Source organism: Cobetia amphilecti (assembly GCF_032923285.1).
GTDB classification, from domain to species: Bacteria; Pseudomonadota; Gammaproteobacteria; order Pseudomonadales; family Halomonadaceae; genus Cobetia; species Cobetia amphilecti.
Genome location: NZ_CP136695.1, coordinates 4,068,747 through 4,095,721, shown reverse-complemented (window position 1 = coordinate 4,095,721; position 26,975 = coordinate 4,068,747). Strand labels below are relative to the sequence as shown.

General features: G+C 64.2%; 23 protein-coding genes. 14 read left to right on the top strand and 9 right to left on the bottom strand.

Annotated elements, in window-relative coordinates; all coding sequences use genetic code 11:
• Positions 1-48 precede the first annotated feature (48 nt).
• From mutM to R1T44_RS17240, 8 genes are all read left to right on the top strand, one after another.
• Complete coding sequence (gene mutM, locus R1T44_RS17275) at positions 49-864, top strand: bifunctional DNA-formamidopyrimidine glycosylase/DNA-(apurinic or apyrimidinic site) lyase (RefSeq protein WP_317292328.1); 816 nt, start codon at positions 49-51, stop codon at positions 862-864.
• A 130-nt stretch (positions 865-994) separates the two neighbouring features.
• A complete protein-coding gene (locus R1T44_RS17270) occupies positions 995-2,185 on the top strand; it encodes a class I SAM-dependent rRNA methyltransferase (protein ID WP_317292327.1) in 1,191 nt (396 codons plus the stop codon).
• 196 nt (positions 2,186-2,381) lie between these two features.
• Positions 2,382-2,738, top strand: a complete 357-nt coding sequence (locus tag R1T44_RS17265) for a putative signal transducing protein (protein ID WP_153636614.1) — start codon at positions 2,382-2,384, stop codon at positions 2,736-2,738.
• Positions 2,735-3,241 carry an acyl-CoA thioesterase gene (locus tag R1T44_RS17260; protein WP_317292326.1) on the top strand — a complete coding sequence of 169 codons (507 nt, stop codon included), beginning with the start codon at positions 2,735-2,737 and terminating at the stop codon, positions 3,239-3,241. Before R1T44_RS17265 ends, R1T44_RS17260 begins: the two co-directional genes overlap by 4 nt.
• Before the next feature lie 143 nt (positions 3,242-3,384).
• Positions 3,385-4,506 (top strand): alanine dehydrogenase, encoded by a 1,122-nt coding sequence (gene ald / locus R1T44_RS17255; protein WP_215823535.1) that lies wholly within the window; start codon positions 3,385-3,387, stop codon positions 4,504-4,506.
• A gap of 185 nt (positions 4,507-4,691) precedes the next feature.
• Positions 4,692-5,705 carry a tryptophan--tRNA ligase gene (locus R1T44_RS17250; protein WP_317292325.1) on the top strand — a complete coding sequence of 338 codons (1,014 nt, stop codon included), beginning with the start codon at positions 4,692-4,694 and terminating at the stop codon, positions 5,703-5,705.
• Between the two features lie 250 nt (positions 5,706-5,955).
• A complete protein-coding gene (locus R1T44_RS17245; RefSeq protein ID WP_244995037.1) occupies positions 5,956-7,200 on the top strand; it encodes a YeeE/YedE family protein in 1,245 nt (414 codons plus the stop codon).
• A 311-nt stretch (positions 7,201-7,511) separates the two neighbouring features.
• A complete protein-coding gene (locus R1T44_RS17240) occupies positions 7,512-9,191 on the top strand; it encodes an NAD-dependent malic enzyme (RefSeq protein ID WP_043333048.1) in 1,680 nt (559 codons plus the stop codon).
• 118 nt (positions 9,192-9,309) lie between these two features.
• Here R1T44_RS17240 and acnA read toward each other — a convergent pair whose 3' ends face one another.
• Positions 9,310-12,069: an aconitate hydratase AcnA gene (acnA, locus tag R1T44_RS17235; protein ID WP_317292324.1), complete on the bottom strand. Its 2,760-nt coding sequence runs from the start codon at positions 12,067-12,069 to the stop codon at positions 9,310-9,312.
• A gap of 347 nt (positions 12,070-12,416) precedes the next feature.
• Between acnA and R1T44_RS17230 the strand changes: the two genes are divergently transcribed.
• From R1T44_RS17230 to trxB, 3 genes are all read left to right on the top strand, one after another.
• Positions 12,417-12,782, top strand: a complete 366-nt coding sequence (locus R1T44_RS17230; RefSeq protein WP_153636610.1) for a CPXCG motif-containing cysteine-rich protein — start codon at positions 12,417-12,419, stop codon at positions 12,780-12,782.
• Positions 12,783-13,067: 285 nt separating this feature from the next.
• Positions 13,068-13,670: a peroxiredoxin gene (locus R1T44_RS17225; protein ID WP_043333044.1), complete on the top strand. Its 603-nt coding sequence runs from the start codon at positions 13,068-13,070 to the stop codon at positions 13,668-13,670.
• Positions 13,671-14,149: 479 nt separating this feature from the next.
• Positions 14,150-15,106 carry a thioredoxin-disulfide reductase gene (trxB, locus tag R1T44_RS17220; protein WP_043333042.1) on the top strand — a complete coding sequence of 319 codons (957 nt, stop codon included), beginning with the start codon at positions 14,150-14,152 and terminating at the stop codon, positions 15,104-15,106.
• A 145-nt stretch (positions 15,107-15,251) separates the two neighbouring features.
• Here the strand turns inward: trxB and R1T44_RS17215 are convergent, their stop codons facing one another.
• Entirely contained in the window at positions 15,252-15,503 is a 252-nt protein-coding gene (locus tag R1T44_RS17215) for a SlyX family protein (protein ID WP_279835865.1), read from the bottom strand.
• A gap of 584 nt (positions 15,504-16,087) precedes the next feature.
• Between R1T44_RS17215 and R1T44_RS17210 the strand changes: the two genes are divergently transcribed.
• Positions 16,088-16,552, top strand: a complete 465-nt coding sequence (locus tag R1T44_RS17210; RefSeq protein ID WP_043333039.1) for a cold-shock protein — start codon at positions 16,088-16,090, stop codon at positions 16,550-16,552.
• Between the two features lie 96 nt (positions 16,553-16,648).
• Here the strand turns inward: R1T44_RS17210 and R1T44_RS17205 are convergent, their stop codons facing one another.
• The 7 genes from R1T44_RS17205 to map form a co-directional block, all read right to left on the bottom strand.
• Positions 16,649-17,062, bottom strand: coding sequence for a hypothetical protein (locus R1T44_RS17205; RefSeq protein WP_043333036.1), 414 nt, complete (start codon positions 17,060-17,062; stop codon positions 16,649-16,651).
• On the bottom strand, positions 17,059-18,258 hold the full coding sequence (gene dapE, locus R1T44_RS17200; protein WP_303593610.1) for a succinyl-diaminopimelate desuccinylase: 1,200 nt from the start codon (positions 18,256-18,258) through the stop codon (positions 17,059-17,061). Before dapE ends, R1T44_RS17205 begins: the two co-directional genes overlap by 4 nt.
• Positions 18,259-18,417: 159 nt before the next feature.
• Positions 18,418-19,443 carry a 2,3,4,5-tetrahydropyridine-2,6-dicarboxylate N-succinyltransferase gene (gene dapD, locus R1T44_RS17195; RefSeq protein ID WP_077377814.1) on the bottom strand — a complete coding sequence of 342 codons (1,026 nt, stop codon included), beginning with the start codon at positions 19,441-19,443 and terminating at the stop codon, positions 18,418-18,420.
• A 40-nt stretch (positions 19,444-19,483) separates the two neighbouring features.
• Complete coding sequence (locus R1T44_RS17190) at positions 19,484-19,840, bottom strand: ArsC family reductase (protein ID WP_317292323.1); 357 nt, start codon at positions 19,838-19,840, stop codon at positions 19,484-19,486.
• 84 nt (positions 19,841-19,924) lie between these two features.
• Positions 19,925-21,124, bottom strand: coding sequence for a succinyldiaminopimelate transaminase (gene dapC, locus R1T44_RS17185; protein WP_317292322.1), 1,200 nt, complete (start codon positions 21,122-21,124; stop codon positions 19,925-19,927).
• 195 nt (positions 21,125-21,319) lie between these two features.
• The gene (locus R1T44_RS17180; protein WP_043333097.1) at positions 21,320-24,031 is read right to left on the bottom strand and encodes a [protein-PII] uridylyltransferase; all 2,712 of its coding nucleotides are present in this window, start codon (positions 24,029-24,031) and stop codon (positions 21,320-21,322) included.
• A gap of 5 nt (positions 24,032-24,036) precedes the next feature.
• Positions 24,037-24,828, bottom strand: coding sequence for a type I methionyl aminopeptidase (gene map / locus R1T44_RS17175; protein WP_317292321.1), 792 nt, complete (start codon positions 24,826-24,828; stop codon positions 24,037-24,039).
• A gap of 315 nt (positions 24,829-25,143) precedes the next feature.
• Here map and rpsB point away from each other — a divergent pair, with 315 nt between their 5' ends.
• Positions 25,144-25,878, top strand: a complete 735-nt coding sequence (gene rpsB / locus R1T44_RS17170) for a 30S ribosomal protein S2 (protein WP_043333027.1) — start codon at positions 25,144-25,146, stop codon at positions 25,876-25,878.
• 178 nt (positions 25,879-26,056) lie between these two features.
• Positions 26,057-26,926 (top strand): translation elongation factor Ts, encoded by an 870-nt coding sequence (gene tsf / locus R1T44_RS17165; protein WP_043333025.1) that lies wholly within the window; start codon positions 26,057-26,059, stop codon positions 26,924-26,926.
• Positions 26,927-26,975 lie beyond the last annotated feature (49 nt).

Below are 26,975 nucleotides of genomic sequence, written 5' to 3'. Positions count from 1 at the left end.
TTCTGTCGTCACCCTGTTGTGCGTCTGGCGGTCAGTCGAGGAGAGAACATGCCCGAATTACCGGAAGTCGAGACGACCCGCCGCGGTATCGCACCGCTGGTCGAGGGCCAGGAGGTCACCGAGGTGATCGTGCGTCAGCCGCGTCTGCGCACCCCCGTGCCCGGCGAGCTCGCCGAATGGCTGGTGGGTCAGCGTTTCGGCACGCTTGCGCGTCGCGCCAAGTACCTGCTGTTGCCGATCGCCGATGGCCATCTGCTCTGGCACCTGGGCATGTCCGGTAGCCTCAGACTGGTACCCATCGGCACGCCGCCACGCACGCATGATCATGTCGATGTCGTGCTCGGCAATGGCCATGTGCTGCGCTATCACGATCCACGTCGCTTCGGCTTCGTCGACTTCGTGCGTGGTGACCCGCATGCCGATACGCGCCTGGCGCGACTCGGCCCGGAGCCGTTGTCCGATGCCTTCAATGGCGAGCACCTCTTTGCGCGCTCCCGCAAGCGCCGCGTGGCGATCAAGCCGTTTCTGATGGACAACGCCAATGTGGTGGGCGTGGGCAATATCTACGCCAGCGAGGTGCTGTTCATGGCGGGTGTCGACCCGCGCCGTCCTGCCGGTGAAGTGACGCGCGAGGAATGCGAGCGCCTCGCCAACGCCGCCAGCAGCGTGCTGGCCGCGGCGATCGCCCAGGGCGGTACCACGTTGCGTGACTTCGTCGGCGGAGATGGCAAGCCAGGCTACTTCGCGCAAAGCCTCAACGTCTACGGGCGGGGTGGCGAGCCATGCCGCGAATGCGGCCACGAGATCATGAGTCTGGTGCTGGGCCAACGCGCCAGCTGCTTCTGCCCGTATTGTCAGCGTTAGCGGCGAGCCGCATCAGACCACTGCTTGACCGGGGGCTCCGTGACCGGGGCCGCCATGACGACTAGAATAGGCCCGTTCGGGCGCGTCCTGTCGTCGTCCTGTCCCTTCCTCTGCTTTCTGGATATTTCCCGTGACTGAACGTCTGCGCCTGAAGAAGAATGCTGATCGCCGCCTCAAGGCCGGCCATCTGTGGCTGTACTCCAATGAAGTCGATACCGTCGCGACGCCGCTCAAGAACTTCGAGCCGGGCGCCCAGGCCATCATCGAGGCCAGCAATGGTCGTGCGATGGGTGTTGCCTACGTCAACCCGAACTCGCTGATCTGCGCGCGCATCGTGTCGCGCAACCCGGATCAGCGTCTGGATCGCTCGCTGCTGGTGCACCGCTTCAACCAGGCGCTGTCGCTGCGCGAGAGCCTCTATGACAAGCCGTTCTATCGTCTGGTCCACGGCGAAGGCGACCTGCTGCCGGGCCTGATCGTCGATCGCTTCGGCGACGTGCTGGTCTGTCAGCTCAACACCTTCGGCATGGAGCGTCTGGCGGAAGTGATCGTCGATGCGCTGCTCAAGGTCGTCAAGCCGACAGCCATCGTGTTCAAGAACGATTCCAGCGGTCGCCGCCAGGAGCAGCTCGAGCGCAACGTCGAAGTCGTCTACGGCGAGCTGCCGGAAAGCGTGCTGCTGGAAGAGAACGGCGTCCAGTTCACGGCGCCGGTACTCGACGGCCAGAAGACCGGCTGGTTCTACGACCACCGCGCCAACCGTGCCTGGTTGAACCGTCAGGTCGAAGGCAAGCGCGTGCTGGACCTGTTCAGCTACGTCGGTGGCTGGGGCGTGCAGGCGGCGGCGCATGGCGCCAGCGAAGTGCTGTGTGTCGATGCTTCCGGCGCGGCACTCGAGCGCGTCTCGGGCAACGCCGTGCTCAACGGTGTCGAGGACCGCGTCTCCATCGCGGAATCGGATGTCTTCGAGGCCCTCTCGGCTCTGCGCGCGGAAGGCGAGCAGTTCGACGTCATCATCGCGGATCCGCCCGCCTTCATCCGCAAGCGCAAGGACATCACCAACGGTGAGCGCGCCTATGCACGCCTCAACCGTGAAGCCATGCGCCTGTTGGGTCGTGACGGCCTGCTGATGTCCGGCTCCTGCTCCATGCATCTGGCGCCGGAGCGCCTGATGGATGTGGTGCGTGGCGCCGTGCGTCACCAGGACCGCCACGGCCAGGTCATCTTCCAGGGCCATCAGGCCAGTGACCACCCGGTGCACCCGTCCATCCCCGAGACGTCCTACCTCAAGGCCCTCGGTGTGCGCGTCTATCGTGACTGATGACGCCTGACGGCTACCAGGACTGATGGCTATGCCATTCGGCATCGACGACAACGCCGCCCTACGGGGCGGCGTTGTCGTCTGTGGCTTGGGTGACGGTTGTGGCTTGAGTGTCGGCTATGGCTTGCTTGTCTATCGACTGCGGCCCGCTTTTGGCTAATCGTCCATGGCTCATGGACTCTGATAGTCTGACGGCATGTATAGACGACTGACATCTCATCACAATCTCGTGCTGCTCGATCACTGGCGCAATCTGCTGGAAAGCGAGGGTATCCCCTGTGAGCTGCGCAATCGCCTGCTCGGCTCGGCCGCGGGTGAGTTGCCCGTGCTCGACTGTGAGCCCCAGCTGTGGGTGGCAGAGCGTGACCTTGCGCATGCCCGCCGTCTGCTGGCGAGCATCGAGGCCGCGCCGGCCTTGCCGGATTGGCAGTGTGCCTGTGGCGAACATCTCGAGGGCAGCTTCAGCGAGTGCTGGGCGTGTGGGGCAAGCGCGCCGCAGCAGCCCGCACCACAGGCGCGTCCGCGTGATGAGGACCCGGAGTTCGTGGCATGAGCAAAGGCACCCCGAAGGCGAGCGACGCGCCGCCGTTGACGCAAGATTCCCCCGGCTGGGCACTGCCACGGCCGTTCCTGTTGCCGATCAGCGTGAAGAAGAAGGCGCTGGATGGTTATGGTCACGTCAACAATGCCGAGTATGTGCGCTGGCTGGAGGACATCAGCTGGGCACACTCCGAAGCGTTGGGGCTTGGCCTGGCGCACTACCGTGAGCAGGACCGCGGCATGGCGGTGCACCGCCACGAGATCGACTATCTGGCCAGTGCACGACTTGGCGATTCGCTGATGCTGGCGACCTGGCTGGTGGATTGCGATGGACGCCTGAGTCTGACGCGTCGCTTCCAGCTGCGCCGGTGCTCGGATGGCCAGACGCTGCTGGAGGCGCGCACGCGCTTTGTCTGCATCGAGCTCTCGAGTGGACGGGCCCGACGCATGCCCGGCGCCTATCGTGAATGCTATTCGGCGGCGCTGGTGAGCGAGGAAACTGTCAGTCAGCGATGATTCCTCGCATTCCACTGCATCATTGGCGTGTTTTGGTGAATCTTGCTGGTATCTGATTGGCGAGACGCTGACGAGTCTGCTGTGCTTGTAGCAGGCGTCGTGATGACGTCAGTGCATTCCGCCAGCAGTGCAAGGAGTTCACCATGCAGATTGCCGTGCCGAAGGAAATCAAGAACCACGAGTATCGCGTCGCCCTCACGCCTGCCGGTGTGCGTGAGCTGATCGCCCAGGGCCATGAGGTGATCGTCGAGTCTGGTGCCGGGGAGGGCAGTGGCTACCCCGATGCCGAATATCAGGGCGTGGGCGCGCGTCTCGAGTCGGACGTCGAGCGGGTCTTTCGCGACGCCGAGCTGATTCTCAAGGTCAAGGAGCCGCAGCCGGCCGAGGTGGCGCGGCTCACCCACGGCCAGACCCTGTTCACCTATCTGCATCTGGCGGCCGCTCGTGAGCTGACCGAGAGCTTGCTGGAGAGCGGCGTGACGGCCATCGCCTACGAGACCATCACGGATGCCGACGGAGGCCTGCCGCTGCTGGCGCCCATGAGCCGCGTCGCCGGACGCATGGCGATCCAGGCCGGCGCGCACGCGCTGGAGAAGGCGCAGGGTGGCATGGGCGTGCTGTTGCCCGGCGTGCCCGGCGTGCCGCCGGCGCGGGTCACGGTGATCGGCGGTGGCGTGGTGGGGGAGAACGCGGCGCGCATGGCGCTGGGGCTCGGCGCCGAGGTGGTGATTCTCGATACCTCACTGGCGCGCCTCGAGACGCTGGACCATCGCTATCAGGGCCAGATTCGTACCGTCTATTCGACCTCGGAGGCGCTGGAGGAAGCGGTGCGGCAATCGGCGTTGATCATCGGTGCCGTGCTGGTGCCCGGCGCGGCGGCTCCCAAGCTGATTCGCCGCGAGCATCTGCGCAAGATGACGCCGGGCGCCGTGCTGGTGGATGTCGCCATCGATCAGGGCGGCTGCTTCGAGACCAGCCAGGCGACCACCCACGCCGAGCCGACCTACGTGGTGGATGGCATCGTGCATTACTGCGTGGCCAACATGCCCGGCGCGGTGGCACGTACCTCGACCCAGGCGCTGACCAGTGCGACGCTGCCGTATATCGTGCGCCTCGCCAATGGCGGCTATCGCGAGGTGCTGAGCCGGGACAGCCACTTTGCCGCGGGCCTCAATGTGCACGCGGGGCAATTGATCCTGCCGGAAGTCGGTGAGGCCTTCGACATGCCGGTCACCGCGCTCGCCGAGGCACTGGCGAAGGAGTGAGCCGGGCGCGCCGGCCCTTACGAAGGCTGCACGCCTCAGGGTAAGATGTGGGGCATATAGCGACAGGTCATGGTGGCTGCGTTCGAGGACTTCGAGCGGCGCTGCCGCGACCTGTCGTGATCCATTGTGAGCGAGTGCAGCCCCGCGGCACGACCTCCCGACCCAGACGCCCAAGAAGTGCATCCATGACCAAGACCCGCGTTCTTACCGGCATCACGACCACCGGCACCCCTCATCTCGGCAACTATGTCGGCGCCATCAAGCCTGCCATCGAAGCCAGTCAGGACCCGACGGTCCAGTCCTTCTACTTCCTCGCCGACTTCCACGCCCTGATCAAGTGTCAGGACCCGAAGCGCGTGCAGGAGTCGCGTCGTGAGATCGCCGCCACCTGGCTGGCTCTGGGTCTGGACACCGACAACGCCATCTTCTATCGCCAGTCGGACGTGCCGGAAATCCCGGAGCTGATGTGGCTGCTCAACTGCGTGTGCGCCAAGGGCTTGATGAACCGCGCGCATGCCTACAAGGGCGCCGTGGCCGAGAATGAAGAGAGCGGCATCGAGGATCTCGATCGCGGTATCAGCATGGGCCTGTTCAGCTATCCGGTGCTGATGGCGGCGGACATCCTGATGTTCAATGCGCACAAGGTGCCGGTGGGGCGTGACCAGATCCAGCATATCGAGATGGCGCGCGACATGGCCGGGCGCTTCAACCACCTCTTCAAGGGCAACTACTTCACCATGCCCGAGGCGGTGACCGACGAGAAATCCCAGCTGCTGCTGGGCCTCGACGGTCGCAAGATGTCCAAGAGCTACAACAACACCATCCCGCTGTTCGGCACCGAGAAGCAGCTGCTCAAGAGCGTGCGCAAGATCAAGACCAACTCGCTGGAGCCGGGCGAGCCGAAGGACCCGGATACCTGTTCGCTGTTCCAGATCTATTCGGCCTTCGCCACCGAGACGGAAGTCGCCGCCATGCGTGAGCAGTACGCGGCCGGCATCGGCTGGGGCGACGCCAAGAACCAGCTGTTCGAATACCTGAATGATCACCTCAAGGCGCCACGCGAGCGTTACGTCGAGCTGATGGAAGACCCGGCGCATGTCGAGGCGATCCTCAAGCGTGGCGCCGAGCGGGCCCGCGAAGAGGCCGCACCGATGATGGAGCGTCTGCGTCGCGCCGTCGGCCTGGGCAACTTCCTCTAGGTCGCCCGTCCACGCTGCTCGATCGGCCCCCGTCATCTTCCCGGATGGCGGGGGTTTCTGTTGCTGGCACCGTCGTTTCAGAGGGGGGCGTCATCGGGGCTGTCATGCTGATGGCGCCCGGGACGTGATGTCAGGCATATATCTGCGGGGAATGAAAAGCGTGCTGGAAATTCATTCACAGCTATAAAGCGACGCGTTAGGCTTGCCGCATCAATGCTTCAAGCATGCTGAATACACAAGGGGGTACGACATGAGTCAACACGCGATGCCGGGCAAGGCCAGTGAGCCTGCCCAGCCATCTACCACCATCAACCCTCGCGCCGTCTGGGCGGGTGGGCTGCTGGTCATTGCCTCAGTGCTGCTGAGCCTGGTCGCCGGCTGGCGCCAGGGCCTGCTGTTGCTGATCGGCGGCGCGCTGGGCGTGGTGCTCTACCACGCGGCCTTCGGCTTCACCTCCGCCTGGCGAGTGTTCATTACCGAGCGTCGTGGCCGCGGCCTGCGCGCGCAGATGCTGATGCTGGCGATTGCCGTGGTGCTGTTCTTCCCGGTACTGGCAGCAGGCAGCCTGTGGGGGCAGGACGTCTCCGGCTTCGTCTCGCCGCTGGGCACCTCCGTCGTGGTCGGCGCCTTCCTGTTCGGCCTCGGCATGCAGCTGGGCGGCGGTTGCGCCTCGGGCACGCTGTTCACCGTCGGCGGCGGCAATGCGCGCATGGTGATCACCCTGATCTTCTTTTGCGTCGGCTCAGTGATCGGCACCGCGCACTTCAGCTGGTGGCAGAGCCTGCCGTCACTGCCCGCCGTCTCGCTGGTGGACAGCTTCGGCGCGCTGGGCGGCATCATCGTCAGCCTGGCGCTGTTCGCCATCATCGTGCTGGTGACGCGCACGCTGGAGAAGCGTCGTCACGGTGAGCTCGAGAAGGCCGCCGTGACCGACAGCCAGCCGCGCGGCCTGTCACGTTTCCTGCGCGGCCCCTGGCCGCTGCTGGCGGGCGCGGTGGCGCTGGCGCTGCTCAACTTCGCCACCCTGGCGCTGGCCGGGCGTCCGTGGGGCATCACCTCGGCCTTCGCGCTGTGGGGCACCAAGGTCTACACCACGCTGGGCTTCGATGTCAGTGACTGGGGTTACTGGCAGGCGGCGGGCAATGCCAAGGCACTGGCGGCACCGCTCTACACGGACATCACCACGGTGATGAACATCGGCATCGTGGTCGGGGCGCTGGCGGCAGCGCTGCTGGCCGGCAAGTTCGCGCCGAAGTGGAACATTCCGCTGCGCTCGCTGGTGGCTGCCGTGCTGGGTGGCCTGCTGCTGGGTTACGGCGCGCGCCTGGCCTTCGGCTGCAACATCGGCGCCTACTTCGGCGGCATCTCCTCCGGCAGCCTGCATGGCTGGCTGTGGCTGGTGATGGCCTTCGCCGGCAACATGCTGGGCGTGAAGCTGCGCCCCTTCTTCGCCCTTGCGCCGCGCAAGCCGGCATCGCGTGCCGATCTGGCCTGAGCCATTCCCCGCACGTGACCGCGAACGCCTCGCTCCTTCCCCGTCAGGGGGATGAGCGGGACGTTTCTCGTCATGCAGTACCCTTGTCTGCGCAACGCACGCCGACCTTGCACAGGCTGCCGTAGATAGCACCGCGCGTGCTATCATCATGCCTTGTTCGCACGTGGAAACTGCACGTCGAAAGGTCCCTCGGACGCCCGGTTGCCAGCAGGTCTTCTGCGGTGCTTCAGCGGGCATGCTGCGCTTGTCTGCCGGCATGCCGAGAAGCTTGCCGAGCGTGAGGTCGTCCCCACTGATTCAAGAGTCTCGCCATGACGGATACTTCCAAGCGCGCCCTGTACGTTCCTTACGCCGGCCCGAGCCTGCTCGAGATGCCGCTGCTCAACAAGGGCAGCGCCTTCAGCCTCGAGGAGCGTGTCAGCTTCAATCTGATGGGCTTGCTGCCGCAGAATGTCGAGAGCATCGAAGAGCAGGTCGCGCGCGTCTACAGCCAGTATCAGCAGTGCGCCACCGACCTCGACAAGCACATCCTGTTGCGCTCGGTGCAGGACGACAACGAGACCCTGTTCTTCCGCGTGATCGAGGAACACCTCGAGGAGATGATGCCGATCATCTACACCCCGACCGTCGGTCAGGCGTGCGAGGAGTTCTCCAACATCTACCGCAACCACCGCGGCCTGTTCATTTCCTACCCGGACCGCGAGCACATGGATGACATCCTGCGCTCCGCGACCAAGGACAACGTCAAGGTCATCGTCGTCACCGATGGCGAGCGTATCCTGGGGCTGGGCGATCAGGGCATCGGCGGCATGGGCATCCCCATCGGCAAGCTGTCGCTGTACACCGCCTGTGGCGGCATCAGCCCGGCCTACACCCTGCCGATCTCGCTGGATCTTGGCACCAACAACCAGAAGCTGCTCGACGACCCACGCTACATGGGCTGGCGTCACGAGCGCGTCACCGGTGATGACTACAACGCCTTCGTGGCCGAGTTCATCACTGCCGTGAAGCGTCGCTGGCCGAAGGCCATGATCCAGTTCGAGGACTTCGCGCAGGCCAACGCCATGCCGCTGCTCGAGCGTTACCGCGATGAAGTCTGCTGCTTCAATGACGACATCCAGGGCACTGCCTCCGTGGTGGTCGCGACCCTGATGGCGGCCTGCAAGGCCAAGGGCGAGAAGCTCTCCGACCAGCGCGTCACCTTCCTGGGTGCGGGTAGCGCCGGTTGCGGTATCGCCGAGATGATCGTGGTGGCGATGGTCAAGGAAGGCATGGAAGAGGCCGAGGCCCGCAAGCGCGTCTTCATGGTCGATCGCTTCGGTCTGCTGACCAGCGACATGGAAGGCCTCTACGACTTCCAGAGCCGCCTGGCTCACGATATCGACAGCGTGGCCGACTTCGGTGACCGCGGTCTGCTGGATGTGGTCAAGGCTGCCAAGCCGAGCGTGCTGATCGGTGTGTCCGGCCAGCGTGGCCTGTTCAGCGAAGACGTGATCCGTGCCGTGCAGGCCGGCTGCGAGAGCCCGCTGGTGATGCCGCTGTCCAACCCGACCTCACGCGTCGAAGCGACACCGGCGGAAGTCATCGAGTGGACCGACGGCAAGGCGCTGGTCGCCACCGGCAGCCCGTTCGCGCCGGTCGAGCACAACGGCCATACCCACGCGATCGCCCAGTGCAACAACGCCTACATCTTCCCGGGCATCGGTCTGGGTGTGCTGGCGTCCAACGCCTCGCGCATCACCGACAACATGCTGATGGCCGCCGCCAACGCGCTGGCCAACAACGCCCCCATCGTCCTGAAGGGCGAGGGCGCGCTGCTGCCGTCACTGGGCGACATCCAGGACATCAGCCGTCAGATCGCCTTCGACGTGGCGCGTCAGGCCCAGACCGATGGCGTGGCGCTGACCTCCAGCGACGAGATCATCCAGGCCAACATCGAGAAGAACTTCTGGCAGCCGCGTTACCGCGCCTACCGTCGCAAGGCGTTCTGATCGCGCCTGCGCCGTCATTGAGCGCATGAAGCAGAGTGCGTAAATGAAGAAGCCCCCGCAGGCCATGCCTGCGGGGGCTTTTGTGTTGCAGTCAGCGCTGCGGTGAGCGGCTGGCGGGTTACAGCATGCCGCGCAGCACGTAGTGGAGGATGCCGCCGTGACGGTAGTACTCCAGCTCGTTGTCGGTATCGATGCGGCACAGCGCCTCGATCTTCTGCTCACCCTTGTCGCTCTTGAAGGTGACCTGGACCTTGCCGCCGGCCGTCAGGTCATTCAGGCCGCTGATGCTGATTTCCTCGTCACCGGTCAGCCCCAGTGACTGGCGGCTCTCGCCTTGCGGGAACTGCAGCGGCACCACGCCCATGCCGATCAGATTGGAGCGGTGGATACGCTCGTAGGACTCGGCGATCACCGCGCGCACGCCCAGCAGCAGGGTGCCCTTGGCGGCCCAGTCACGCGAGGAGCCAGTGCCGTACTCCTTGCCGGCGACGACCACCAGTGGCGTGCCTTCCTCGGCGTACTTCATGGCGGCATCGTAGATGGCCATCTGCTCGCCGGACGGCACGTGGCGGGTCTCGCCGCCCTCGACGCCATCGAGCATCTCGTTGCGGATACGCACGTTGGCGAAGGTGCCGCGCATCATCACTTCGTGGTTGCCGCGACGCGAGCCGTAGGAGTTGAAGTCCTTGACCTCGACCCCGTTCTCCTTGAGGTAGCGACCCGCCGGGCTGTCCGGCTTGATGGCACCGGCCGGAGAGATGTGGTCGGTGGTCACCGAGTCGCCGAGCATCGCCAGCACGCGGGCATTCTCGACATCCTGAACGGCTTCCGGCTCACGCTGCATGCCTTCGAAGAACGGCGGATGCTGGATGTAGGTGGAGTCCTTCCACTCATACACTTCGGCTTGCGGCACATCGATGGCCTGCCAGGTCTCGTCACCGTCGAAGACCTCGGCGTACTCCTTGCGATACATCTCGGTACGCACCTGCTCGACGGCCTCGGCGATCTCGGCCTGACTCGGCCAGATGTCCTTGAGGAAGACGTCATTGCCGTCAGTGTCCTTGCCCAGCGGCTCCTTGGAGAGATCGACCCGCACGGTGCCGGCGAGGGCATAGGCGACCACCAGGGGCGGCGACGCCAGCCAGTTGGTACGCACGTTGGGATGCACGCGACCCTCGAAGTTGCGGTTGCCCGACAGTACCGAGGCGACCGTCAGGTCACGCGTGTTGATGGCGTCCTCGACCGGTTCCGGCAGCGGGCCGGAGTTGCCGATACAGGTGGTGCAGCCATAGCCGACCAGGTTGAAGCCCAGCTCGTTGAGGTCATCCTGCACGCCGGCAGTCGCCAGGTAGTCGGTGACGACCTTGGAGCCCGGCGCCAGTGAGGTCTTGACCCACGGCTTGCTGCTCAGGCCTTTCTCGCGCGCCTTGCGCGCCACCAGGCCTGCCGCCAGCATCACGCTGGGGTTGGAGGTGTTGGTGCAGGAGGTGATGGCGGCGATGACGACATCACCGTGATCGAGGCGGAAGGTCTCGCCATTCAGCTCGCTGTAATCGCCGTTCTTCACCTCGCTCTGCTTGTCGTAGCTCTGCTCGACATCGACGGCGGTCTGGCCACCCTCGGACAGCCACTTGCCGTCCTCGATGTCCGGCACTTCGCCCAGCTGATCGCCGAGGATTTTCTCGAAGGTCTGCTTGATGTCGGTGAGGGCGACACGGTCCTGCGGGCGCTTGGGGCCGGCGAGGGAGGCGACGACCTCGGTCATGTCCAGCTCGAGCGTATCGGAGAAGACCGGCTCGTGGCCCGGCTCGCGCCACAGGCCCTGCTCCTTGGCGTAGGCTTCGACCAGCGCGACCTGCTCATCGGAGCGACCGGACAGACGCATGTAGTTGAGCGTCTCGTCATCCAGCGGGAAGAAGCCACAGGTAGCACCATACTCCGGCGCCATGTTGGCGATTGTCGCGCGGTCGGCCAGCGGCAGGTCATCCAGGCCGTCACCGTAGAACTCGACGAACTTGCCGACCACGCCACGGCTTCTCAGCATCTGGGTGACGGTCAGCACCAGGTCAGTCGCGGTGATGCCTTCGTTGAGCTTGCCGGTCAGCTTGAAGCCGACCACTTCCGGAATCAGCATCGAGACCGGCTGGCCGAGCATCGCGGCTTCCGCCTCGATACCGCCGACACCCCAGCCCAGCACGCCGAGGCCGTTGATCATGGTGGTGTGGGAGTCGGTGCCGACCAGGGTGTCGGGATAGGCGAAGGTCTTGCCATCTTCCTCGCGGGGGAAGACGGCGCGGCCGAGATATTCCAGGTTCACCTGGTGGCAGATACCGGTGCCCGGCGGGACGACGGAGAAGTTGTCGAAGGCCTGCTGGCCCCAGCGCAGGAACTCGTAACGTTCGCGGTTACGCTCCATCTCGATGCGCACGTTGTCCTTGAAGGCGCTCGGATCGCCGTAGTGGTCCACCATCACCGAGTGGTCGATGACCAGGTCCACCGGAGTCAGCGGATTGACCTTCTCGGGGTTGGCGCCGAGCTTCTTGACGGCGTCACGCATGGAGGCCAGGTCGACCACACCGGGCACGCCGGTGAAGTCCTGCATCAGCACGCGCGCCGGACGATAGCCGATCTCGTGGGTGCTGGAGGCGGTCTTCTGCCAGTCGGCCAGCGCCTTGATGTCTTCCTTGGTCGCGGTTTCACCGTCCTCGAAGCGCAGCTGATTCTCCAGCAGCACCTTGAGCGTGAAGGGCAGTCGCGTCAGGTCGCCAAGCGTGTCGGCCGCCTTCTTGAGCGAGTAGTAGTGATAGCGCTTGTCTCCGACTTCCAGCTCGGAGAGGGTGTCAAGCGAATCCAGTGACTGAGAGCGCTGGGAACCCATGATTCTCCTCCTTGTCGTTGTCTTCACCGGCCAGACTGCTGAAGTGTCGTTCAACAGGCGCGTCAGGTGCTTTGGCCGGATGCGACGCGTCGCGAGAGCGACTGCCAGGTCGCGGATGGTTGCCTACATAAGGCTATGGTCATCATGTGACAGGAATTCAAGCGCACACCATCATCGAGGATAGTGTGAAGCAAGGAACCCTGCGTCGCGTTCGCTGCCATAGAGATTGCCGCCACGACTCTCGCGCGGCGTGAATGCGGCCTCTAAGGTATCCAATGCAATGGCACCCCAGACGGTGTCACCCGCAACGTCCGTCGCGTTCACCATCAGGCACAACGGAGGCTGTCATGAACGAACAAGGGCGCAGGCCGAGCGAGTCCGGCGAGCTGCCGGAAGATGATGAGGTTCTGGATGCGGCGGTCGAGCAGTGGCTGGCGGAGCATTCCTCGGGGCAGTCCGATGAATGGCCGGGCCATGAGTTGCTGGAAGACAAGCAGGAAGGAGTGGTCAATGAGGCGCTGCATGAGGCGGAAATCAACTGCCCCTACTGCGACACGCCCTTCACGGTGTTCCTGGATCTGGACGAGGGCAGTCTGACCAACATCATCGACTGCGAGCGTTGCTGTCAGCCGATCCAGGTGCGCCAGCAGGTCGACCCGGTCAGTGGTGAGCTCGAAGGGCTGGATATCGGCCAGGATGACGACGTGCTGTGACGGAATCTCACCTGCTCGGCACGCTGGCACCGGCGCCGGCAGGCATCAGTGACGCAAAGTGACAGGCTTGCAGGGGCAGGGCGCGGCAGATGCTGTATTCTGCGGTCAAGGTCACTTATGATCCCGACACCCGCTGTTGGCGTCATCGAGCTGCCATAGGCAATCTCTATGGTGGTGATTGCAGCAAACATTTGGCATCTGCCACACGTGGCGATTAGTCTGTGTGGCGATTCATCACAAAGGCGGTCCGCTGCCTTTATCATCATTATTCCTCAGGAGATCACCATGAGCGTATTGGTCGGACGTCAGGCCCCGGATTTCGAAGCCGCAGCAGTGCTGGGCGACGGTACCATCGTCGACAACTACAAGCTGTCTGATTCCAACGGCAAGCTGCGCGTGCTGTTCTTCTGGCCGCTGGACTTCACCTTCGTTTGCCCGTCTGAAATCATCGCCCACGACAACCGTCTGGCGAAGTTCAAGGAACTCGGCGTCGAAGTCATCGGTGTGTCCATCGATTCCCAGTTCACTCACCACGCATGGCGCAAGACCTCTCCGGACGCTGGCGGCATCGGTGAAGTCGGCTTCCCGATCGTGGCTGACGTCAAGCACGAAGTCACCCAGGCATACGGCATCGAGCATCCGGAAGCTGGCGTCGCTCTGCGCGCTTCCTTCCTGATCGACGAAGACGGTGTCGTTCAGCACCAGGTCGTCAACAACCTGCCGCTGGGCCGTAACGTCGACGAGATGGTCCGCATGGTCAAGGCCCTGCAGTTCCACCAGACCAACGGCGAAGTATGCCCGGCAGGCTGGGAAGAAGGTCAGGAAGGTATGAAGGACACCGCTGAAGGTGTTGCCAAGTACCTGGCAGGCCACTCCAGCAGCCTGTAAGTCGCTGCCTGGACGAGATCAGCTCACGCGTTCGCGCTGACTGATCCCGCGACTGCCTTTCGAACCTTCGGTAATGAGTGTCTCGAGAGGTAGGCGAACCGGAAGCCGTCGCCCCCTGGCGGCGGCTTCCGCGCATCTGGGCAATGCCATCCTGCGGGGGCGTGCTTGAGCATAAGCTTCTGCGATGCCGGTCTGAGTCCGGTGCTGAAAGCTGGCGGCGTCTGCGCTACTCTGCGCAGTCCTTGTTCGCCTCAACCAGCCCGGCGAGCCAGTCAGCCAGCGAGTACAGCGAGTACAAGTGCTTCCAGCGGGAAGCCTGCACGGGCGCCAGCCGGCCCGGATCATCATGCCGTGTCCTGAACCATGTCGATCGCATGCGCCGTCTGCAGCGCTGTCGGTATCGTTCAGTACATTGATCGCCAGCAGCCGCCATTGCTGCTGGTGAAATCCTCCGCCTTCATCTGTCACTGAGGTCATCCATGAGCAATGTCCGTCACGAACGTCTGATCATTCTCGGTTCCGGCCCGGCGGGTTACACCGCTGCCGTCTACGCTGCACGTGCCAATCTCAAGCCGCTCCTGATCACCGGCATGCAGATGGGTGGTCAGCTGACCACCACCACCGACGTCGACAACTGGCCCGGCGACGATGCTGGCGTGCAGGGGCCGGAGCTGATGGAGCGTATGCGTCGTCACGCCGAGCGCTTCGAGACCGAAGTCCTGTTCGATCACATCAACGAAGTGACCCTAGGCGAGCGTCCGTTCCTGCTCAAGGGTGACAACGGCAGCTACAGCTGTGATGCCCTGATCATCGCCACCGGCGCCAGCGCGCAGTATCTGGGCCTGCCGAGTGAGCAGCAGTTCATGGGCCAGGGCGTCTCGGCCTGTGCGACCTGCGATGGCTTCTTCTATCGCAATCAGGAAGTCGTGGTGGTCGGTGGCGGCAACACCGCTGTCGAGGAAGCGCTGTACCTGTCCAACATTGCCTCCAAGGTCACGCTGGTGCATCGCCGTGACAGCCTGCGTGCCGAGAAGATCCTGCAGGACAAGCTGTTCGACAAGGTCGAGAACGGCAACATGGCGGTCGAATGGCACCACACCCTCGACGAAGTGCTGGGCGACAACTCCGGTGTCACCGGCGTGCGTCTGCGTCATGTCGAGAGCGGCGCCACCAAGGAATTGAGCTCGATGGGCGTGTTCATCGCCATCGGCCACCGTCCGAATACCAGCCTGTTCGAAGGCCAGCTCGACATGCAGGGCGGCTATCTCAAGGTACAGTCGGGCCTGGAAGGCAATGCCACCCAGACCAGCATCCCCGGTGTCTATGCCTGTGGCGATGTAATGGACCACGTCTACCGTCAGGCGATCACCTCTGCCGGTACCGGCTGCATGGCGGCGCTGGATGCCGAGCGTTATCTGGACGGCCTCATCGCCTGAGATCGCCCTGTCTGTTGCAACAGTGTCTGATTCGAGAAAGTCTGATTCAGCACTGCCCGACCGGCCCTGCAGCCTCGCTGCGGGGCCGGTTTGCGTTCAAGGCTCTGCCACGGCTGCGCCGGGAGAGCTGAGTGCCGCCGGCGGCTCAGTAATGGGGCGGCAGCTCGTCGTGTGGCTGCGCACTGAAAGGTGCTGTCGAGTCGGCATCGCCTTGCTGTTCGCGCAGGGTGCGGAGCTGGCTGGCCATCAGCGCGGTCAGGCGCTCGAGTGTCTCTATCTGGCGCTGCTGGGTGATGACGGTTCGATCGAGGGTCTCGAGCCAGTCATCCTGATGCGCGAGGCGCGACTCCAGTGCTTCCAGTCGGGCTTCCAGGCTGGGATCAGTCGAGGTTGTCATGCATCTGGGCTCCAGAGAGTGAGGGAATGGTCCGCGTTAGCAATGGGGGAGGAGGGTGAGGTGGCCGCCGTTGGATGACGACTCATGCCACGATTCTTAAGCGATGGCACGCCGAATCATCGCTGCGGCCGTTGCCTGGATCGTTGTCGAATTACCGCAAAGTGTTGAAGGATTGTCACTGAGTTGCCTCAGACGCATCAGGAAGAGGCGTGATAGACTGTTGACAGTGCGATTGACTTATTTTTCGTATATCGCACCCATTGACGGCCTTCGATTGCCTGCGCTTCGCGCGTCATTGACAGGGCCGGTTCCATCGACTGATGTGGAGTTACCTGCATCACGAGCCACGACGTCACCAGAGCGATGCACAGGCATCTTCGCGTGTATCAGTGATGGTGACGGGCACCGCCGTGAGGCGCTGCATTCAGGCAGTTTCCCGACTGACGATAGCTGCTGTAACCCTGTCGTGCGGTCAGGCGCTGCCCATTGCGATCAAGGGCAGAACATTCTGATAGGGATCATCCGAAGCACTCATTTCTGCCCTCGCGTTACACCTCCACCCATTACCTAGAGAGTTTATCTTGATGAGTTCCAAGACGTTCTTCCGTTGTTTCATCATCAGCCTGCTGCTGGCACTGCCGGCACCGTTGCTGATTGCTGTCTTCATCACCCTGACCGGCGGCCAGCTGGCCGACACCCTGAGCCAGGCGCTTAGCGTCGAGGGCTTCGAGCTGGCGTACGCGGCTGCCGTCGCGGCCGTGTTCATCCTGCTGTTGATCGCGACGCTTGCCATTCCGGTGCTGTCTCCGCGCTCTGCAGTACTGGCTGAAGTCGAGGACGACGATCGTGAGATCGGCGAGGTCAAGTGGTTCAACGTCAACAAGGGCTACGGTTTCGTGACCCGTGAAAGTGGTGAAGATGTCTTCGTTCACTTCCGTGCCATTCGTGGCAAGGGCCACCGTACCTTGGCCGAAGGTCAGAAAGTGCGTTACCACGTCATCAGCAATGAGCGTGGCCTGCAGGCGGATGACGTGACAGTCATCACCTGATCGCTGACTCGCTCAGTGAAAGACGACAACGCCCCGCAGGCTAGCCTGCGGGGCGTTGTCGTCTCATGGTCTGTCTCACCAGAAGAGGCGGGTCACTCAGCCCTTGTCCGGCCAGGTGAAGGCCTCTTCGCTGCCGTCGGCCATGACGCGGAAGAAGCGGTCCGGCTCATCACCGGGCTGCCAGCTGCCCAGCGAGCAGCGCGTCTCGACCTGCAGGGCCCGGGCGGCGGCGCGTGCGCAGTCGACATCGCGCGCCCAGGGGGTACTGGCGCTGTCGAACCACAGGCTGGCGAATCCATCGGCGACCTTCTCGACCACCAGCACCGCGATCTCGGCGCCATCACGCGTGAGGCGCGTACGGTGCTGCAGCTTGCCGGCCGGCTGGAAGACGACGACCTGACCGAACTGCTCGCCCAGCCAGGCGCCCAGCGCCTCCAGGCTCAAGGGCTTGAGGTAGATCTCGATGTCCGGGTACTGCTCATCGGCGTCATTGTGCGGGGTGTCGCTCATGCCGTGGTCTCTTGGGTCGCGGGGACAAACAGGTATTCCAGGATGTGCTCGTAGGCGCTGGAGAGTCGGTCCAGATCGCTGGCCATGACGCGTTCATCGATCTTGTGGATGGTCGCGTTGACCGGCCCCAGCTCGACGACCTGAGTGCCGAGCGTGGCGATGAAGCGACCATCGGAGGTGCCGCCGGAGGTGGACAGCACCGGCTTGCGTCCCAGTGCGCGTTCCACACCGTGCACGGCGGCATCGACCAGCGCGCCTTCCGGCGTCAGGAAGGGCTCGCCGCTCAGGTTCCACTCGATCTCGACGTCCAGACCGTGCTTCTCGAGGATCTCATAGGTGCGACGCTTGAGGTCATCGGCGGTCAGCTCGGTGGAATAGCGGAAGTTGAAGACCACTTCCAGCTCGCCTGGGATGACGTTGGTCGCGCCGGTACCGCCACGGATGTTGGAGATCTGGAAGCTGGTCGCCGGGAAGAAGTCGTTGCCGTTGTCCCAATGCTCGGCGGCCAGGGCGGCCAGCGCCGGGGCGGCTTCGTGGATCGGGTTGCGCGCCAGATGCGGGTAGGCCACATGGCCCTGGATGCCCTTGACGTGCATGACCGCACCCAGCGAGCCGCGACGGCCATTCTTGATCACGTCACCGGCGTAATCGGTGGAGGACGGTTCGCCGACGATGCAGTAGTCGAGGCGCTCGTGATGCTCGCGCAGATACTCGACCACCGCACGGGTGCCGTGAACCGCCGGGCCTTCCTCGTCGGAGGTGATCAAGAAGGCGATGCGGCCTTCGTGGTCCGGGTTGGCGGTCACGAAGCGCTCGGTGGCGGTAAGCATCGCGGCCAGCGACCCCTTCATGTCGGCGGCGCCACGGCCACACAGGAAGCCGGCATCATCGATGCACGGCGAGAACGGCGGATACTGCCAGTTGGCTTCCGGGCCCGTCGGCACGACATCGGTGTGGCCGGCGAAGGCCAGCACCGGACCATGATGGCCGCGCACCGCCCAGAAGTTGTCGACATCGCCGAAGGGCAGCCGCGTGATGGTGAAGCCCAGCGCCTCGAGGCGTTCGATCATCAGGGTCTGGCAGTCCAGGTCGTCCGGCGTGACCGAGGGGCGTGAGATGAGATCGAAGGCCAGCTCCAGCGTCGGAGACAGATCGGCGGGGCGTGGCGGAAGCGGTGCGTTTGAATCAGTCATCATGGGCCATCGCTGCAGGCGTCATCGCGAGGAGCGACAGCGCGAAATTCGGGGGGGAGAGACGAAGGGTCTTCACGCCGGCCCGGACACTGCTGCCCGAGCCGGGAAATGCCACGACGGCCTGCCAGAGGTGCAGCCCCTGACAGGCCATCGTCACGCGCCTCAGTTGTGGGCGTGCAGGGCATCGTTGAGCGCGATGGCGCTCTTGTTGGTGCGGCACTCGACACGGCCGGTGACGGAGTTGCGACGCAGCAGCAGGTCGTCCTGGCTCGCCAGCTCACGGGCCGCGACCGTCTCGACTTCCTGGCCTTCGTTGTCGAAGACCATGACCTTGGTACCGGCGGTGATGTAGAGGCCAGCTTCCACGGTGCAGCGATCGCCCAGCGGGATGCCGATACCGGCATTGGCGCCGATCAGGCAGCCTTCGCCGACCTTGATGACGATGTTGCCGCCACCGGACAGGGTGCCCATGGTGGAGCAACCGCCGCCCAGATCAGAGCCCTTGCCGACGAAGACGCCCGCGGAGATGCGGCCTTCGATCATGCCCGGGCCTTCGGTACCGGCATTGAAGTTGCAGAAGCCTTCGTGCATCACGGTGGTGCCTTCGCCCAGGTAGGCGCCCAGGCGCACACGCGCGGTATCGGCGATACGAATGCCGGTCGGCACCACGTAGTCGGTCATCTTCGGGAACTTGTCGACGCAGTCCACGGACAGGGTGCGACCTTCCAAGCGGGCCTTGAGGCGACGCGCCGGCAGCTCTTCGATGTCGATGGCGCCTTCGCTGGTCCAGGCGACATTCTTGAGCAGACCGAACATGCCGGTCAGGTCGATGCCGTGCGGACGCACCATGCGGTGAGACAGCAGGTGCAGCTTGAGGTAGACCTCCGGCACGCTCTGCGGGGCGGCGTCTTCCTCGATGAACATGGCGACCAGCGGGCGCTGGCTGGCGGCCAGGCTTTCGGCCAGTTCGGCCTGGGCGCTGTCACCGGCGTCGCGCAGGGCGCTGGCCAGGGCGGCGCAGTGTTCCGGCAGGAAGCTGGTGGCGGTGGTGCCAGCCGGTGCGTCCAGTGCCTTGCGAGCGGCGTCAGCAACGGCAGCGGTCGGCTTGAACAGCGGGGCAGGATAGTAGACTTCCAGCCAGTCGCCGGTGGTGTTCTGGGTGCCGATTCCGAGGGCAAGGCTCAACATCGTGTCAATCTCCGGGGTGTCCAGTGGTGTAAGGGGTAACTCAGTCCTGCGGTTCGTAGACCGCCTTGTCATAGCCGATCACCAGATCCATCTCATTGTCGGCGGGATGACGCTCGAGAATGGGACGCTTGATCAGGGTCGGGTGCTCCAGCATCAATGCACGTGCCGAATTGGCATCGAGGCTGTCACGTTGTTCATCGCTCAGGTTGCGCCAGCTGGTGCTCCGTTTGTTGAGCAGGCTGCTCCAGGCGGTCTGCTCCAGCCAGGATTCCAGCAGGCTGGCGGAGAGGCCATCCTCGCGCAGGTCATGCCAGCGATAGGGCACGCCCCGGGTGTCGAGGGCGCGGCGCGCCTTGCGGCAGGTATCACAGGTCTTGATGCCGTAGAGCACGTGCATGGCGGTCTCCTTGAGCCAATCTGCCCCGCCGGGCGAGGCTGTCATCCAGTGTTGGGCTGCTGTCAGCCCGTGCAGGCCTGGCGCTCAGCGCAGGCGTTCGACGAAGCGACGCAGGCGCTGGGCGGCTTCGACGGTCTGTTCCAGTTCGGCCACCAGCGCCAGACGAATGCGTCCGGCACCCGGATTCACGCCGTCCACCTCGCGCGCCATGTAGCTTGCCGGCAGCACGCCGACCGCCTCTTCACGCAGCAGCTCGCGGGTGAAGGCGGCGTCGTCACCGCCGGGCACGGCGGGATACAGGTAGAAGCTGGCTTCCGGAGTCGGGAAGTCCATCACCGGTGCGAGGATTTCGGTCACGGCGGCAAACTTCTCGCGGTAGGCATCGCGATTGGCCAGCACGTGGGCTTCATCATTCCAGGCGGCGATGGAGGCGTGCTGGTGATGCAGTGGCATCGCGCAGCCGTGATAGGTGCGGTAGTGACGGAAGCGACGGATCACCTCGCCATCGCCGGCCACGAAGCCGGAGCGCAGACCCGGCAGGTTGGAGCGCTTGGACAGCGAGTGGAAGACCACGCAGCGCGCATAGTCATCGCGGCCCATGGCGGCACAGGCCTGCAGCAGGCCCGGCGGCGGCGTCGACTCATCGAGATAGAGCTCCGAGTAGCACTCATCGGAGGCGATCAGGAAGTCGTGCTCGTCGGCGAGGCGAATCAGCTGCTGGAAGTCGGCCAGCGGTGTCACGGCGCCGGTGGGATTGCCCGGCGAGCAGACGAAGACGATCTGGGTGTCACGCCACACCTCGGACGGCACCGCCGCGTAGTCGGGGCGGAACCCATTCTCGGCGGGGCAGGGCAGGTAGGTGACCTCGCCGCCGGCCAGCAGCGTCGCGCCTTCATAGATCTGATAGAAGGGGTTCGGCACCAGTACGCGCGCCGGACGCGTGCTGTCCAGCGAGGCCTGGATGAAGGCGAACAGTGCCTCGCGGGTGCCGGTGACCGGCAGGACCTGCTGGTCGATATCCGGCGTGGCGTTGAGCGAGAAGCGCTTCTCGAGCCAGTCGGCGATCGCCTGGCGCAATTCCCCCAGACCGCCGGTGGCGGGGTACTTGGCCACGCCCATGATGTGCTCGCGCAGGGTGTCGAGCACGAACTCGGGCGGCGCATGACGCGGCTCGCCGATGGTCAGTGCAATCGGGTCCAGGGCGGGGTTGGGCACGACGCCCTCGCGCAGCTTGGCCAGGGTTTCAAACGGGTAGGGCTTGAGCTGGTCGAGATCCGGGTTCATGCACGTTCCATGGGTGATGGCCGTGGCAGCCAGGCTGCCGGCCGAGCAGGGAGGAAGGCGTCCGCGAGTCACCGGACTGCCATGCAGGTCGACTCGCGATTATAGGGAAGCCGGCCGGTCCCCTCAATCGCGGGGTGCCGGCCGGCGCTTTCCCTCTGTACTCTCGTCACGTGCCGTCACGCGCCGTCGCGCGTCTCAGCCGCGCTCGCCGACCTCGAGGACTTCGGTGAGGGCGTCACGCAGACGTGTCTGGCGCTCGGGGTCGGTGATGGGCTCGCCGGCGCGGTCGGTGATGAAGAAGATATCCTCGACGCGCTCGCCGAGGGTGGCGATCTTGGCGGCATCGATGGCGATCTCGTGCTCCATGAACACGCGGCCGATGCGCGCCAGCAGGCCCGGGCGGTCCGAGGCGATCACTTCCAGCACGCTGCGGCCGTTGGTGTAGTCCTGGCTCAGCGTGATGCGCGGCGCGATGCGGAAATGCTTGAGCTGGCGCGGCGTGTGGCGATTGACGATCACCGAGTAGTCATCCGGGTCATCCAGCTCTTCGACCAGATGGGTGCGGATATCGGCCAGGCGTGCGGCGTCGCGGATCGGCTCGCCGTCATCGTCGAGCAGGATGAAGGTGTTGAGCGTCCAGTTGTGGCTGGAGGTGGCGATGCGCGCATCGTGGATCGAGAGCCCCAGCTGCTCCAGCGCCGCGGCGGTGGCCGCGAACAGGTTGTCCACCGAGCGAGTGTGGATGAAGACCTTGGTGCCGCCTTCGGTCATCTCCTCGGTGGGCGCGCTGGTCAGTACCAGCGGCAGCGGCTCGCCATGCTCGTCGAGTTGCGGGGCCGCCTGGCGCGCGAGGATCCCCTGGGTGTGCCAGGCCACCTCGCTGGGCGCATAGCGCACGAAGTAGTCGTCGCCGAGGCTGGCCCACAGCGCCTCGGCGTCAGTGCGGGTGGTGCCCATGCCGGCCAGCAGGGACAGCGCCTCCTCGCGGGTCTCGGTGATCCACTCGTGGCGCTCCGGCGGATGCTCGAGGCCACGGCGCAGCGCCCGGCGCGTCTCCATGTGCAGCTGGCGCAGCAATGCCGCACGCCAGCCGTTCCACAGCGACGGGTTGGTGGCGTTGATGTCGGCCACCGTCAGCACGTAGAGATAATCCAGGTGCGTCTCGTCGCCGACGATCTCGGCGAAGCGGGTGATGATCTCGGGGTCGGCGATGTCCTGCTTCTGGGCGGTCATCGACATCAGCAGGTGATGGCGCACCAGCCAGCTCAGGGTGCGGGTGTCGCGCGGACTGAGGTCATGACGGCGCGCGAAGTCCTCGACTTCCTCGGCACCGATCTCGGAGTGGTCGCCGCCACGGCCCTTGCCGATGTCGTGATAGAGCCCGGCGATCCACAGCAGCTCCAGCTTGGGCAGCTCGCGGATCAGGGTCGCGGCGACCGGGAATTCCTCCTCGGCATCGGGGGCACGGAATTCCTGGGCTACCTTGAGCAGGCGCAGGGTATGCGCATCGACGGTGTAGACGTGGAAGAGGTCGTGCTGCATCAGCCCCACGGCGCGACCGAAGGCCGGCAGGTACTTGCCGAGGATGCCGTAGCGCGCCATGCGCTTGAGTACGCGGGGCACGTTGCCGCCACAGCGCATCAGCTCCATGAACAGGCTCTGGTGGCGCACGTCGTCGCGGAAGGCGTCGTCGATCTGGTGGCGATGATCACGCAGCGCGCGGATGGTGTCGGCGCGCACGCCCTCGATCTCCGGGTGCTGCGCCATCAGCAGGAACAGCTCCAGCAGCGCGGCGGGGCGGCGGCGGAACACGCCTTCCTCGCGCAGGCTGATGTAGCCGCTGCGGATCTCGAAGCGCGGATTGAGCGGCACGATGTTGACCGGCTCGTCATGGCGCAGGATGGCCTCGTCGAAGTGCTGCAGCAGCATGTCGTTGAGGCCCGCCAGGGCGGTGACATGGCGGTAGTAGCGCTTCATGAACTGCTCGACCGCCAGATGCTCGGGCGTGTCGCGGAAGCCGAACAGTTCGGCGATGGTGCGCTGGTGGTCGAACAGCAGCCGGTCCTCGGCGCGTCCGGCCAGCATGTGCAGCGCGAAGCGCACCTGCCACAGGAAGGCCTGGCCCTGGCTGAGAATGCGCAGTTCGGCATCATTCATGAAGCCCAGCGCGACCAGATTGTCGTAGCGCTCGACCCCGAAGTGGCGCTTGGCGACCCAGCCGATCATCTGGATATCGCGCAGGCCGCCGGGCGATGACTTGATGTTGGGTTCGAGGTGATATTCGGTGTTGGCGAACTTGTGGTGGCGAGCGATCTGCTCCTGCCACTTGGCCTCGAAGAAGGCTTCGGCCGGCCACAGACGGTCGGTGGCCAGACGTTCGCGCATGGCCTCGCGCAGCCGCTGCGGGCCGGCGATGACACGGGATTCCAGCAGGTTGGTGATCACGGTGACATCGGCGCGTGCCTCACGCTCGCAGTCACTCAGCGAGCGCACGGACTGGCCGATCTCGAGACCGATGTCCCACAGGAAGGTGATGAAGTCGGACAGCGCCTCACGGTAGGGCGTGTCGTCGTCCTGCTCCAGCAACAGCAGCAGGTCGATGTCGGAATGCGGGTGCAGCTCGCCGCGGCCGTAGCCGCCCACGGCGAGCAGGGCGATGCCGTCATCCGGCCAGGTCTGGCGCTGCCAGGCGATGGCCAGCAGGCGGTCGATGGCGCGGGCACGACCATGGATGAGGTCGCGGATGTCGGCGCCCGCCTTGAAGCGAGCCTCGAGACGCTCCTGTACCTGTGCCAGAGCCCGCTTGAACAGCGGGATGGGTGTCTTCGTCGTGGCCAGCTCGCCGTCGAAGGTGACGGCATCGTAGAGCGCTTCACGCTCGACGAAGTGATAGTGGTGCAGGAGCATCTTGATCAACCCTCGAGGAAGGAGAGGTCCTCTTCCGTGCGACGTGTCAGTACCTCGACGCCGGTGGCGGTGACCAGCAGGGTGTGCTCCCACTGGGCCGAGAGGCTCTTGTCCTTGGTGACGGCTGTCCAGTCGTCCTTGAGGACCTTCACCTTGTAGCCACCGACATTGACCATCGGCTCGATGGTCAGGCACATGCCTTCCAGAAGCTCGGCGTCGGCACGGGCTTCGTAGCCGTCATAGTGCAGCACCTGCGGGTCTTCATGGAAGCCGGCGCCGATGCCGTGGCCGCAGAAGTCACGCACGACACTGTAGCCTGCCGCTTCGGCATGCTTCTGGATCGCGCGACCGATTTCTGTCAGGCGTACGCCCGGGCGTACCAGCTCGATGCCTTTATAGAGGCATTCCTGGGTGACGCGGCACAGACGCTCGGCCTGGATGCTCGGCTCGCCGACGATGTACATCTTCGAGGTGTCGCCGTGATAGCCGTCCTTGATCACGGTGATGTCGATGTTGAGAATGTCGCCTTTCTTGAGCTTCTTGTTGTCATCGGGGATGCCGTGACAGACCACGTGATTGATCGAGGTGCAGATCGATTTCGGGAAGCCGTGGTAGTTGAGCGGCGCCGGAATGCAGCCCTGAACTTCGGTGATGTGGTGGTGCGCGATGCGGTTGAGCTCGCCCGTGGTGACGCCGGGACGGACATGCTCGTCGAGCAGCTCCAGCACTTCAGCCGCCAGACGGCCGGCGACGCGCATCTTGTCGATTTCTTCAGCTGTCTTGATGGGAATGTTCATGAGGACTCGAGGCAGGAGATAAGAGGGATGAAACGCCGCCAGGCCGCGCGTGACGGGGGAATGGCGCGACGCATCGCATGCCGCGTCGGGCAGTGGCGACTTCATATCGTGGTCGAGCTATGGTATAAAGCCGCGCGCTTTCCTGCAAATTCTCCTCGATCAGCCACCTCCGGGCGCCTGGCCGAGGCGAGATTGAAGGACTGACGTACATAACCCCAATCCACACACGTTCCGTCACATGGTCCCGGGTGCCGCGCAAGCGGTCGGATCCATGGGGGACGTGGAGGCCCAACCCGATATCCAGGAGATATTCACATGGCGCAAGTCAACATGCGCGATCTGCTCAAGGCAGGCGCACACTTCGGTCACCAGACCAAGTACTGGAACCCGAAGATGTCCAAGTTCATCTTCGGCGCTCGCAACAAGATCCACATCATCAACCTCGAGCACACCCTGCCGGCGCTGAACGAAGCCGTGTCAGTGGTCGAGAAGATGGCTGCCAATGGCAACAAGATCATGTTCGTGGGCACCAAGCGCGCTGCCGGCAAGATCATCAAGGAAGAAGCTCGCAAGGCTGGCCAGCCGTACGTCAACCATCGCTGGTTGGGCGGCATGCTGACCAACTTCAAGACCATCCGTCAGTCCATCAAGCGCCTGCGTGAAATCGAGCAGATGCATGAAGACGGTACCTTCGCGAAGCTGACCAAGAAAGAAGTCCTGATGGCCACTCGTGAGCAGGACAAGCTCGAGCGCTCCATCGGCGGTATCAAGGACATGGGCGGCCTGCCGGACGCAATGTTCGTGATCGACGTTGACCACGAGCGCATCGCGATCAACGAAGCCAACAAGCTGGGCATCCCGGTCATCGGCGTCGTCGATACCAACTCCAACCCGGACGGCGTGGACTACGTCATCCCGGGTAACGATGACTCCATCCGCGCCATCCAGATCTATGTCCAGGCAATTGCAGGCGCCTGTGGCAAGAACAAGGAAGAAGAGCTGGCCGGTGAGTTCGTCGAAACTGCTTCTGAAGAAGACGCAGCAGAGTGATCCTGGCGGCTTGATCTGACTGTCACAAACGCTGCGCTACACTAAGTGCGGCATGGCCTAGCCAGGTGGCAGTCAGGTCAGGCAATGAGGGGGCCACGGCCCCCTTATTTGCGACCGTTCAGCGGTCGTGACCGAATTCCCGTATTCAAAGACGTCGACACGACAGAGGTTTCATCCCATGGCAGCTATCAGCGCATCTATGGTCAAGGAACTGCGTGAGCGTACTGCGCTCGGCATGATGGAATGCAAGAAGGCTCTTACCGAAGCCGGTGGCGACATCGAGCTGGCGATCGAGAACCTGCGCAAGAACTCCGGCCTGAAGGCCGCCAAGAAAGCTGGCCGCGTGGCCGCTGAAGGCGCCATCGTCATCAAGGTCGCCGACGACGCCAGCTACGGCGTGATGGTCGAAATCAACTCCGAGACCGACTTCGTCGCTCGTGATGACAATTTCAAGGCCTTCACCCAGCTGATCGCCGATCGTGTGTTCGCTACCAAGAACACCGACATCGCTTCCCTGATGGAAGGCGAGCTGGAAGACACCCGTGGTCAGCTGGTTCAGAAGATCGGTGAGAACATCTCCGTTCGTCGTGCCGAGCTGGTCGAAGCGCCGGCTGGCGGGGTCGTCGGTGGCTACGTCCACGGCGGCCGCATCGCTGCGCTGACCCTGCTGAACGGCGGTACTGGTGAAGCAGCCAAGGACGTCTCCATGCACGTCGCAGCCGTCAACCCGGTCTGTGCACGTCCGTCCGACATGCCGCAGGAACAGATGGACGCTGAAAAGGCCATCATCCTTGCTCAGCCGGACATGGCAGGCAAGCCGGCGGAAATCGCCGAGAAGATGTCCCAGGGTCGTCTGAAGAAGTACCTGGCTGAGAACAGCCTGACCGAACAGCCGTTCGTCAAGGATCCGAACCAGACCGTCGCCGAGTTCGTCAAGGCGGCCGGTGGTGAAGTGGTATCCTTCGTACGCATGGAAGTCGGTGAAGGTATCGAGAAGGAAGAAGTCGACTTCGCAGCTGAAGTCCGTGAGCAGGCCAGCCGCGCGTAAGGGCTGACTGTTTTCGCTTCTCATGATGGCGTGCGCATAGTCGCACGCC

Bases quoted from the DNA above. Each gene is read 5' to 3' on its own strand.
- R1T44_RS17205 (WP_043333036.1), bottom strand. From the start codon at position 17,062: ATGAGCGACACCCCGCACAATGACGCCGATGAGCAGTACCCGGACATC.
- R1T44_RS17225 (WP_043333044.1), top strand. From the start codon at position 13,068: ATGAGCGTATTGGTCGGACGTCAGGCCCCGGATTTCGAAGCCGCAGCA.
- R1T44_RS17240 (WP_043333048.1), top strand. From the start codon at position 7,512: ATGACGGATACTTCCAAGCGCGCCCTGTACGTTCCTTACGCCGGCCCG.
- R1T44_RS17260 (WP_317292326.1), top strand. From the start codon at position 2,735: ATGAGCAAAGGCACCCCGAAGGCGAGCGACGCGCCGCCGTTGACGCAA.
- R1T44_RS17190 (WP_317292323.1), bottom strand. From the start codon at position 19,840: ATGCACGTGCTCTACGGCATCAAGACCTGTGATACCTGCCGCAAGGCG.
- trxB (WP_043333042.1), top strand. From the start codon at position 14,150: ATGAGCAATGTCCGTCACGAACGTCTGATCATTCTCGGTTCCGGCCCG.
- dapE (WP_303593610.1), bottom strand. From the start codon at position 18,258: ATGATGACTGATTCAAACGCACCGCTTCCGCCACGCCCCGCCGATCTG.
- R1T44_RS17230 (WP_153636610.1), top strand. From the start codon at position 12,417: ATGAACGAACAAGGGCGCAGGCCGAGCGAGTCCGGCGAGCTGCCGGAA.
- R1T44_RS17210 (WP_043333039.1), top strand. From the start codon at position 16,088: ATGAGTTCCAAGACGTTCTTCCGTTGTTTCATCATCAGCCTGCTGCTG.
- tsf (WP_043333025.1), top strand. From the start codon at position 26,057: ATGGCAGCTATCAGCGCATCTATGGTCAAGGAACTGCGTGAGCGTACT.
- dapC (WP_317292322.1), bottom strand. From the start codon at position 21,124: ATGAACCCGGATCTCGACCAGCTCAAGCCCTACCCGTTTGAAACCCTG.
- R1T44_RS17215 (WP_279835865.1), bottom strand. From the start codon at position 15,503: ATGACAACCTCGACTGATCCCAGCCTGGAAGCCCGACTGGAAGCACTG.
- rpsB (WP_043333027.1), top strand. From the start codon at position 25,144: ATGGCGCAAGTCAACATGCGCGATCTGCTCAAGGCAGGCGCACACTTC.
- R1T44_RS17245 (WP_244995037.1), top strand. From the start codon at position 5,956: ATGAGTCAACACGCGATGCCGGGCAAGGCCAGTGAGCCTGCCCAGCCA.
- R1T44_RS17180 (WP_043333097.1), bottom strand. From the start codon at position 24,031: ATGCTCCTGCACCACTATCACTTCGTCGAGCGTGAAGCGCTCTACGAT.
- R1T44_RS17250 (WP_317292325.1), top strand. From the start codon at position 4,692: ATGACCAAGACCCGCGTTCTTACCGGCATCACGACCACCGGCACCCCT.
- mutM (WP_317292328.1), top strand. From the start codon at position 49: ATGCCCGAATTACCGGAAGTCGAGACGACCCGCCGCGGTATCGCACCG.
- map (WP_317292321.1), bottom strand. From the start codon at position 24,828: ATGAACATTCCCATCAAGACAGCTGAAGAAATCGACAAGATGCGCGTC.
- dapD (WP_077377814.1), bottom strand. From the start codon at position 19,443: ATGTTGAGCCTTGCCCTCGGAATCGGCACCCAGAACACCACCGGCGAC.
- ald (WP_215823535.1), top strand. From the start codon at position 3,385: ATGCAGATTGCCGTGCCGAAGGAAATCAAGAACCACGAGTATCGCGTC.
- R1T44_RS17265 (WP_153636614.1), top strand. From the start codon at position 2,382: ATGTATAGACGACTGACATCTCATCACAATCTCGTGCTGCTCGATCAC.
- acnA (WP_317292324.1), bottom strand. From the start codon at position 12,069: ATGGGTTCCCAGCGCTCTCAGTCACTGGATTCGCTTGACACCCTCTCC.